The 7,345-nt window shown below is 74.4% G+C and carries 7 protein-coding genes and 1 other RNA gene; 4 read left to right on the top strand and 4 right to left on the bottom strand.

Annotated elements, in window-relative coordinates; genetic code table 11:
• Nucleotides 1-613: 613 nt before the first annotated feature.
• Nucleotides 614-1,016: RNase P RNA component class A (gene rnpB / locus ACFWN1_RS30330), an RNA gene on the bottom strand.
• Nucleotides 1,017-1,112: 96 nt separating this feature from the next.
• Between rnpB and yaaA the strand changes: the two genes are divergently transcribed.
• Complete coding sequence (gene yaaA / locus ACFWN1_RS30325; protein WP_384368971.1) at nt 1,113-1,895, top strand: peroxide stress protein YaaA; 783 nt, start codon at nt 1,113-1,115, stop codon at nt 1,893-1,895.
• Between the two features lie 62 nt (nt 1,896-1,957).
• Nucleotides 1,958-2,614 carry a bifunctional 4-hydroxy-2-oxoglutarate aldolase/2-dehydro-3-deoxy-phosphogluconate aldolase gene (locus tag ACFWN1_RS30320; protein WP_384368968.1) on the top strand — a complete coding sequence of 219 codons (657 nt, stop codon included), beginning with the start codon at nt 1,958-1,960 and terminating at the stop codon, nt 2,612-2,614.
• Here ACFWN1_RS30320 and ACFWN1_RS30315 read toward each other — a convergent pair.
• From ACFWN1_RS30315 to ACFWN1_RS30305, 3 genes are read right to left on the bottom strand one after another with little or no spacing between them, the layout of a single operon-like run.
• Nucleotides 2,586-4,007, bottom strand: coding sequence for a bifunctional RNase H/acid phosphatase (locus ACFWN1_RS30315; protein ID WP_384368965.1), 1,422 nt, complete (start codon nt 4,005-4,007; stop codon nt 2,586-2,588). The two genes, ACFWN1_RS30320 and ACFWN1_RS30315, sit on opposite strands and share 29 nt — an antisense overlap.
• 59 nt (nt 4,008-4,066) lie before the next feature.
• Nucleotides 4,067-4,810 (bottom strand): zinc ribbon domain-containing protein, encoded by a 744-nt coding sequence (locus ACFWN1_RS30310; protein WP_384368974.1) that lies wholly within the window; start codon nt 4,808-4,810, stop codon nt 4,067-4,069.
• Entirely contained in the window at nt 4,807-5,673 is an 867-nt protein-coding gene (locus ACFWN1_RS30305) for a Nif3-like dinuclear metal center hexameric protein (protein ID WP_384368962.1), read from the bottom strand. Before ACFWN1_RS30305 ends, ACFWN1_RS30310 begins: the two co-directional genes overlap by 4 nt.
• A 184-nt stretch (nt 5,674-5,857) precedes the next feature.
• On the opposite strand from ACFWN1_RS30305, the gene ACFWN1_RS30300 reads away from it, so the two are divergent.
• Nucleotides 5,858-6,982 carry a hypothetical protein gene (locus tag ACFWN1_RS30300; RefSeq protein ID WP_384368959.1) on the top strand — a complete coding sequence of 375 codons (1,125 nt, stop codon included), beginning with the start codon at nt 5,858-5,860 and terminating at the stop codon, nt 6,980-6,982.
• A gap of 139 nt (nt 6,983-7,121) precedes the next feature.
• Nucleotides 7,122-7,310 (top strand): hypothetical protein, encoded by a 189-nt coding sequence (locus tag ACFWN1_RS30295; protein WP_384368956.1) that lies wholly within the window; start codon nt 7,122-7,124, stop codon nt 7,308-7,310.
• Nucleotides 7,311-7,345: the final 35 nt, after the last annotated feature.

The following is a 7,345-nucleotide window of genomic DNA, read 5'->3' as shown; positions in this document are numbered from 1 at the left end:
CCCTCGTACTGTGCGTACGAGGGCGATCCCGACAACGCGGCTGGGGGTCCCCCCTGCTCGAAGAGCTAGGGGAGTGCGTGCCAGACGCCGCGAGCCAGGCGGGACTTTGCGGACACGCCCTAGAACCCTCACCCATCTCCCCTTTATAAACACCCGGAACCCACCGCCGAGATCCCGCATGCAGAAATGCGTGGGTGCCCTGGACATCGAGTTGCCGGTAGCCGCGGCGCAGCACGGAGGGGGACAGACGGACAGGTCTCGGCGGGGGTCCAGTCCGGAGTGTCCAACGGCTCCCGCGGGGGCGCCATTGACAGCCACCTCGACACGCCGCACGAGCAGTGCCGCCTATCCCGATCTGAGCACGGCTCAATGGAAGACGCGCCATCGATGCCAAAGCAGGTTTCCAAAGAGACATCTCGTCCACGTACTTCGGACTCCATCAGCATCCGAGATATCTGCTACAGAGCGACACTGGAGCACATTCGCCACCCGTATTGCCGGAATATGTCGCACGAGCGGGAGACAGAAACGACGATACTCACAGCTCGGATTCGACCCCGAGCATTTGTTCAGTCAGTAAACATAGCCTCTGACCTGGGGAAATACAGGGCGGCAGACGAGTCGGGCTGTACGCCGGGTTCTGTTCCGGGGGCCCTCGCGGGCGTCCCGGTGACGGCCATCCATCTAGGGCCGGTGTTGCCACCGGCCTCGTGCGGTCTACCCGCGGACTCGGGCGGGCAGCCCTCGGTCGTCCGCGCGGAGACACCGGGGTGTCTCCTTTTTGACCTTGCTCCGGGTGGGGTTTACCTAGCTGCCCAGGTCACCCTGGGCACTGGTGGTCTCTTACACCACCGTTTCACCCTTACCCCGCGCCGAAGCGCGAGGCGGTCTGTTCTCTGTGGCACTGTCCCGCGAGTCGCCTCGGGTGGCCGTTAGCCACCACCCTGCCCTGTGGAGCCCGGACGTTCCTCGGGAAGCCCTCTCAAGGGACTCCACGCGGCCGTCCGCCCGGCTCGTCTGCCGTGCCGACCATGGTACCGGGCCAAACGGGCGGCACGGACCGGCACCCGGGGCCCGTACGCTGGCGCGGAGGCCGAGAGAAGGAGTTGTCCGTGCTGGTCCTGCTGCCCCCGTCGGAGGGAAAGGCGTCCTCGGGCCGGGGTGCCCCGCTGAAGCCGGAGTCGCTGTCCCTGCCCGGCCTCGCCGCCGCGAGGCAGGCCGTGCTCGCCGAGCTGGCCGAGCTGTGCGCCGGGGACGACGAGAAGGCCCGCGAGGTGCTGGGCCTCAGCGAGGGGCTGCGCGGCGAGATCGCCAAGAACGCCGGGCTGCTCACGGCCGGCGCCCGCCCGGCGGGCGAGATCTACACCGGCGTCCTCTACGACGCCCTCGGCCTGGCCACGCTCACCCCGGCCGCCAAGCGCCGCGCCGCCCGCTCCCTGCTGGTGTTCTCCGGGCTGTGGGGCGCGATCGGCGTCACCGACCGCATCCCCTCCTACCGTTGCTCCATGGGCGTCAGGCTGCCCGGCCTCGGCGCACTGGCCGGGCACTGGCGGGCCCCGATGGCCGAGGTGCTGCCCGAGGCGGCCGGGAACGGCCTGGTGCTGGACCTGCGCTCCGCCGCCTACGCAGCCGCCTGGAAGCCCAGGGGCGAGGTCGCGGGGCGTACGGCGACGGTACGGGTGCTGCACGCGCCCACCCGGAAGGTGGTCAGCCACTTCAACAAGGCGACCAAGGGCCGCATCGTCCGCGCCCTGCTCACGGAGGGCGCCGCACCGAAGGACCCGGCCGGGCTGGTCGTCGCGCTGCGCGACCTCGGGTACGAGGTGGAGGCCGCGGCGCCGGAGAAGGCCGGGAAGCCGTGGGAGCTGGACGTGCTGGTGGACGAGGTCCACTAAAGTCGTTGCAGCATGCGCAACGCCCGTTGCGCGGAATGGTGTCGCTGGGCACGATGGCGTCCATGACCTCTCCCGCGCCCTCTCCCGCCTCCGTACTGGATCTCGCGCCCGTCCTGCCCGTCGTCGTGCTCTCCGACGCCGCCGACGCCGTACCGCTGGCGCGGGCGCTGGTCGCGGGCGGGCTGCCCGCGATCGAGGTGACGCTCCGTACGCCCGCCGCGCTGGACGGCGTCCGGGCCATCGCCGAGGAGGTGCCCGAGGCGGTGGTGGGCGCCGGGACGGTGATCACACCGGAGCAGGTGACGCGGAGCGTGGCGGCCGGGGCGCGGTTCCTGGTCTCCCCCGGCTGGACGGAGTCGCTGCTCTCGGCGATGCGGGGGTCCGGGGTGCCGTTCCTGCCGGGGGTGTCCACTACCTCGGAGGTGGTGGCGCTGCTGGAGCACGGGGTGCGCGAGATGAAGTTCTTCCCGGCCGAGGCGGCGGGCGGTACGGCGTACCTCAGGTCCCTCGCCGGGCCCCTGCCCGACGCCCGCTTCTGCCCCACGGGCGGGATCTCCGAGGCGAGTGCGCCGGAGTATCTGGCGCTGCCCAACGTCGGCTGCGTGGGCGGTAGTTGGATGGTCCCGGCGGACGCGGTGGCCGCCGGGGACTGGGCCCGGATCGAGGAGCTGGCGCGGGGTGCGGCCGGGCTCAGGGACGCAGGTGGGACGTGTCGTTGAACAGCCGTACGCTCGCGTTGCCGTCGGCGTAGTACGCCACCGCCGACAGCGAGGCGGCCGACAGCTCCATCCGGAAGAGGGACTCCGGCGGGGCGCCCAGCGCGAGGCGCAGCAGGGTCTTGATCGGCGTGACATGGGTGACCAGCAGGACCGTACGGCCCCGGTACTCGGCCACCAGCCGGGCGCGGGCCTCCTCGATCCGCTCGGCGGTCTCCGCGAAGCTCTCCCCGCCGCCGGTGGGCCGTGCCTCGGGGTCGCCGAGCCAGGCGTTCAGGTCGTCGGGGTAGCGCTCGCGGGCCTCGCCGAAGGTCAGCCCCTCCCACGCGCCGAAGTCCGTCTCGCGCAGCCCGTCGTCCACGCTCACGTCCAGCCCGAGCCGGGCCGCGACGATCCCGGCGGTCTCCCGCGTACGCGCCAGCGGCGAGGCGACGACCGCCTGTACGGTCCCCCGCCGCGCCAGCGCCCCGGCCACCAGCCGGGCCTGCTCCCGCCCGGCCCCGGACAGCGCGGGATCACTCCCCCCGCTCCCGGAGAACCGCTTCTGCGGCGTGAGCGGCGTCTCCCCGTGCCGCAACAGCACGAAGGTGGCGGGCGCCCCGAGATCGGGGGCCGCGCTCCAGCCGGGCGAGGGGGTGGTGGTGGCGGCGACGGTACGGGCGGCACGGGCCTCGGCGTCGTGCCGTCCGGCGGTGTCGCCGGACGTGGGCTCGGCCGGCGACGCCGGGGCGTGCGCGCCGGAGGCCGCGTCCGCCTCGGTGATCCGGGGCGCCGACACGTCCGCGCCGGAAGCCACCGCGGCAGCGGAGTCCCCGGCAGCGGCCCGCTCGCCGGATGGGGCGGCGGCACCGGGAGTGCCCTCGCCCGCCGCACGCGCCCCCCGTACCAGCGCCGCCCGCACGGCCGCCACGCCCGCGCGCGCGTCACCGGGCGGGCCCGCCGGCTCCGGAGCGGCCGGCGCCGGGGCGCGGGGCGTCCACGCCTCGCCCTTCGCCCCCGCGTCCATCGCCTCGTTGGCCAGGCGGTCGGCGTGCTTGTTCCGCTCGCGGGGAATCCACTCGTAGGTGACCCGGCCGGGCAGGAAGATCCCGCGGGCCTCGGCGGCCAGCGGCTTCATGTCGGGGTGCTTGATCTTCCAGCGGCCCGACATCTGCTCGACGACCAGCTTGGAGTCCATCCGGACCGCGACCCGCGCCCCGGGATCGAGGGCGTGGGCGGCGCGCAGCCCGGCGAGGAGACCCCGGTACTCGGCGACGTTGTTGGTGGCGACGCCGATGAACTCGGCGGCCTCGGCCAGGGTCTCCCCCGTGGCCGCGTCGCTCACCGCGGCCCCGTACCCGGCCGGGCCGGGGTTGCCCCGCGACCCGCCGTCGGCCTCGACGACGAACTCCCGCACGCCCAGCGCTCCTTACCGGCCGGCCGCAGACACGACCACGGACCCGACCCCAGACCCGACTACAGACCCGACTCCGTGGTGCGCACCAGGATGCGGTGGCAGTTCTCGCAGCGGACCACGGTGTTCCGCGCGGCCGCGCGGATCTCGCTCAGCTCGGTGATCGCCAGCTCCTGGCGGCAGCCCTGGCAGGTGCGGGCGTACAGCCTGGCCGCGCCGACACCGCCGCCCTGGACGCGCAGCCGGTCGTACAGCTTGAGCAGGTCGGCCGGGACGGAGGCGGAGACGACCTCGCGCTCCTTGGTCACCGCGGCGGCCTCGTCGTCCAGCTCGCGGAGCGCGGCGTCGCGGCGCGCGGTGGCGTCGTCGGACTTGGCCTGCACGGAGGCGACCCGGTCGGTCAGCTCGGCGACCCGCGCCTGGGCGCCCTCGCGGCGCTCCATGACCTCGAGGACGACGTCCTCCAGGTCGCCCTGGCGCTTGGCGAGGGAGACGATCTCGTGCTGGAGGCCGGTGAGGTCCTTGGACGAGGTGACCGCGCCGGAGTCCAGGCGCTGCTGGTCGCGGGTGGCGCGGCGGCGCACCTGGTCCACGTCCTGCTCGGCCTTGGTCTGCTCGCGGGCGCAGTCGCTCTCCTCGGTCTGCGCGGCCACCAGCAGGTCGCGCAGCTGGACGAGGTCCTTGCCCAGCGTCTCGATCTCGGCGTGCTCGGGGAGCGACGTCCGCTTGTACGCGAGCTGCTGCAGGCGGACGTCGAGGGCCTGGACGTCGAGGAGTCGGATCTGGTCGGCGGGCTCGGCGTTCAGTTGGGGGCTCCCGTGGGGCTAGTGGTGAGGGGGGACGCCGCGTGGGCGGTCCAGGGGTCGGTGACCGTCGTGGACACGTGGACGCGCAGGCCCCAGCCGTGACGGTCGGAGATCTGGTCGAGTTCGGCCGCGGCCAGCTCGCACCAGGGCCACTCGGTGGCCCAGTGGGCCGCGTCGAGCAGGGCGAGCGGGCGGTCCGTGGCCGAGGCGGCGAACTCGGACGCCGGGTGGTGGCGCAGGTCGGCGGTGAGGAAGGCGTCCACACCGGCCGCGCGCACCCGGTCGAAGAGGCTGTCGCCGGAGCCGCCGCTGACGGCGACCGTGCGGACCACGGCGTCGGGATCACCGGCCACCCTGATGCCCTGCGCGGTGGCGGGCAGCCGCTCGGCGGCCCGCTCGGCCAGTTCGCGCACGGTCAGCGGGTGGTCCAGCTCGCAGATCCGGCCCAGGCCCCGGCGTCCGGCCGGGTCGTCGGGGTCGGGTACGAGGGGGCCGGTGACCCTGAGGTCCAGCGCGCCGGCGAGGGCGTCGGAGACTCCGGGGTCGGCCTTGTCGGCGTTGGTGTGCGCGACGTGCAGGGCGACGTCATTCTTGATCAGGGTGTGCACGACGCGGCCCTTGGGGGTGCCGGCGGCCACCGTGGTCGTCCCGCGAAGATAGAGCGGGTGGTGGGTGACGAGCAGGTCGGCGCCGAGCCGTACGGCCTCGTCGGCGACCTCCCGTACCGGGTCGACGGCGAACAGGACGCGGGTGACCTCCTGGCCGGGGTCGCCCACCACCGTGCCGACCGCGTCCCAGGACTCGGCCCGCTCTGCGGGCCACAGGGTCTCCAGCGCGGCGATGACATCAGACAGACGGGGCACGAGGAAACACTACCTGTCCGGCCGGCGGGGCCGTACCGCTCACGGCGGCCCCGGGCCGGTACGCCCACCCCCGCCCTTTCCTCAGAGGAATCGCTTCTGCGACACCCGAATGTGTGAAGCGTGCCGGACCCGGCCCCCGCGTGTGCGTACGAAAACTAGCTTCGTCGCCGGAGGTGACCGAACCATGACGGCCTGTGCGATCGAATCCCCGTCCGCCGGCGCGGAACACGAGGCGCCCACGACGCGGTACGCCATCACGGCGGACGGCGCGTACGCAGCCCGGCTCGCGCTGGACGGCGAGAACTGGTTCCCGGAGCGCTGGACGCTGGACGGCCCGGAGCCGTACGCGGTGCCGCTGCCCGGCGGCCAGCCGGAGGAGCCGGGCACCGAGGTGCAGCCGATGGGCGACGGGCGGGTGCTGATCCACCGCCTGGTGGAGCGGCGGCACGCCTTCTCGCTGCTGTACCCGACCGGTCCCGGCACCGGTGAGCTGCCGGTCGGCGCGGTGGAGTGCGCGGAGCCCGGCACCCGGTGCACGCTGCTGCCGCCCGCGCCGGGGGGCGGGCGGGCGTACGCGCTGGCGGTGGGCGAGGAGTCCACGGCGGTGTGGCTGGTGGCCGGGGGCGCCTTCGGGCCGGAGCGGGTGGCGGAGGTGCCGGGGCGGTGCTCGGGCGGGGTCTGGCTGGACCCGGCGGGGCGGCTGCTGGCCCTGGACCGGGAGCTGGCGGGCCGGACCAAGGCGGTCGTGGTGGACCTGGGGCGGGACGGTGAGGTGTCGCCGCTGCTCCAGATCACGCCCGGCAGCGACGACCGGCTGCTGCTGGCCGACCCGGACAGCGGCCTGGTGGTGATCTCCTCGGACGCGGCCTCACCGGGGCGGGAACGACTGGGCTGGGGCGTGCTGGGCAGCACGCTGCCGGTCCGCTTCCCGGGCGCGCTGCGGCTGCCGGACTGCGCGGTGGCCCCGTTCGCCATCCAGCCGGGCCAGGTGCTGACCCCGGAGAACTGCGCGGTGGCGCTGCGGGTGGACGGCCCGCTGGGCACCTGGATCGGCACCTGGCGCCCGGCCGAACGCCGCATGAGGCACCTGCCCGCGCCGGGGGGCTGGCTGGCGGGGTCCGGCCTGTGGACGCCGGAGGGCGTACTGCGCCTGCCGTACGCCACGGCGCACACGCCGTGCGGGGTGGCCGAGCTGAATCCGCCGGGGGCGGAGCCGGCCGCCGAGGAGCACCCGGAACCGGCGGAGCCCCGGGCCCCGCGCCCGGTCCCGCTGCGGGAGGCCCCGCTCGGCGGGGTGGCGGCCGGGTAGCGAAGGCCCGCGGCGGGTGCGGCGGGAGAGGTCGGGACCGCGTGGTGGAGATCGCGCGACCGCCTGGACCGGGCACCCGGCGGGTTGGTTAGACTCTCCCGGCTGCAAGACGATCATGTTGACGGGGTGAATGCTTCCGATGACCGACACCAGTACGACGCAGCCGCTGTCCGCGCCCGCGGATTCCGGGGCCTACCAGCCGGAATCCGTCTCCGCCGAGGCGGACGGGCACGGTCGGCACCGGGGCCCGGTCGCGGACCGGGACGGGGAGGGCGCCCCCAGCGGGCGCCATCGCCGTCCGGGCGGGGCCGCCGGGACGGCTGCCTGAGGGAGAACGACGAGGGGCGGGGTACGGGCCACACG

The organism is Streptomyces sp. NPDC058459 (assembly GCF_042721685.1).
Taxonomy (GTDB): Bacteria; Actinomycetota; Actinomycetes; order Streptomycetales; family Streptomycetaceae; genus Streptomyces.
This window is presented reverse-complemented; position numbering and strand designations above follow the sequence as displayed.

Coding starts and splice junctions, on each gene's coding strand:
- ACFWN1_RS30320 (WP_384368968.1), top strand. CDS start 1,958: ATGACCTCTCCCGCGCCCTCTCCCGCCTCCGTACTGGATCTCGCGCCC.
- ACFWN1_RS30295 (WP_384368956.1), top strand. CDS start 7,122: ATGACCGACACCAGTACGACGCAGCCGCTGTCCGCGCCCGCGGATTCC.
- ACFWN1_RS30300 (WP_384368959.1), top strand. CDS start 5,858: ATGACGGCCTGTGCGATCGAATCCCCGTCCGCCGGCGCGGAACACGAG.